Annotated in this window: 2 protein-coding genes; both read right to left on the bottom strand. The window is 37.1% G+C overall.

Annotated features, from left to right (window positions below; genetic code table 11):
• On the bottom strand, positions 1-1,012 hold a 1,012-nt coding region (locus tag KIV40_RS28225), incomplete at its 3' end, for a pilus assembly protein TadG-related protein (protein WP_285352518.1).
• Position 1,013: 1 nt separating this feature from the next.
• A complete protein-coding gene (gene tadF, locus KIV40_RS28230) occupies positions 1,014-1,562 on the bottom strand; it encodes a tight adherence pilus pseudopilin TadF (protein ID WP_285352520.1) in 549 nt (182 codons plus the stop codon).
• Positions 1,563-1,645 lie beyond the last annotated feature (83 nt).

Here is a 1,645-nt window from a genome sequence, read left to right on the forward strand (position 1 = left end):
TAATAATCAATCTACGTGGGTTTTTCCCTTGCATTGCCAATTGTGCACCACGAATTAAACCTTGATGAGATGCAGTATAGCCATCGGGTCTAAAGGTTTTTACGTCAGTATTAAATTGAGTAAATTTCGTCGTTGGTTCAATATCATAAAAGATGGCATCTTCATAAATATTGGTCGTTCTACAATTTGCATTGCTTTTCTCTTTGAACACATTGCTAACTGTTTTAGAAAAATCGACTTCGACTTCTGGTTTTGGTACACCATTGTCAAATTTAATATTTACTTTGTAATCTAGCTGGTCTAAGTAACATTTATTATGATCAGAAACTCGAACATAATTATTGAAACCAACAAAAGAAATTGTATTGTCATCAAGTTGGACAATATCATTAAACTTCTGAAGCTCTACTGTCACTGCTGAAATAACATCTCTCAGATCTTGATATTTTTTCTGCTTGCCTCCCTTCCAGTTATTATCCATTGAACCTGAAAAGTCAGATACAAATACAACATCAACTGGGTGATCTTGGTATTTTCTAGATGTCCCTGAACTAGATACATTAAAATCATCACCAAAATTTTCGTCACTTGAAAACCAACTATCATGTTTGGTTGTTGCCGAGACTTGATATTGGAAGAAACGCGAACCGCCATTTTCCAAACCTGAAACACAATCAGGTATACTTTGGCAATCTAACTTTTGAATTTTAACGGACGTGATACTCTCCTTATCAGTCACATATGCATTAACATACGCCTTTACAATATCTTGATTAACTTTGCTCCCACTTCCCGAACCATCGTCAATGTTATCATCATTATGCGCTGATACCGCTAATGCAGCAGCTTCAAGTGCATCGTCTAAGCGAGCTTTATCTTGAATCGCACGTGCGCCATCAGTCCCTAAACTAAACAGAGCCCATAATGCAGGTAAAATTAACACTGTTAATATGCCCGCATGCCCCTTTTGCTTTCTAAATTTAAGCTCTTTATGGGATAGTAAGTCACTCATACTACCTCCCTACTATCACAGACGAAGACTGTACTGTGCTAAATCCATAATCACTCAAGTTAGCGAGTAGATTCTCCGTTTCATAACACAAAGTGACTCTATATAAGGTCGCTTGGCGTCCCCAAGAAGTCACAACACTTAAGTCCTTTTCAATAACTGATAGGACTTGGGCGGGTTGACAATTTATTCCATCTCGATACGTAACTAGTGCATTAGGAGTACCGTTTGATTGGTAAGTTTGCTCTTCAATCAAAACACCGAACTTAGAACTATCAAAACTTGCAATCGTTCTACCAAAAGAATTTGTTACCACATCTACAACGAGATCAGCATCAGCTTGCGATGTTGTATAGTTCTCACCATAAAGTTGCGTTCTTTCTTTCAACAGATTTACTGATGAAAAAGATAGACGATCGAGCTTTCCTTTAGTTGATATTTTAATGGTCGAATCGATTGCAATCATAAGAAGCAACCCCAAAAAAACTCCTACGAGAGCAAACTCTATTGCGAACACGCCTCTTTGTTTAAATTTCAAATTTATCGCGTTCATATTCTTGCACCACTATCACTTCACGAGACAAAAGAGTTGTACTATCGAAAAAGTAAGTAAATACGCCACCAATCTCATAACTT

Source organism: Vibrio sp. D173a (genome assembly GCF_030248475.1).

Bases quoted from the DNA above. Each gene is read 5' to 3' on its own strand.
- tadF (WP_285352520.1), bottom strand. From the start codon at position 1,562: ATGAACGCGATAAATTTGAAATTTAAACAAAGAGGCGTGTTCGCAATA.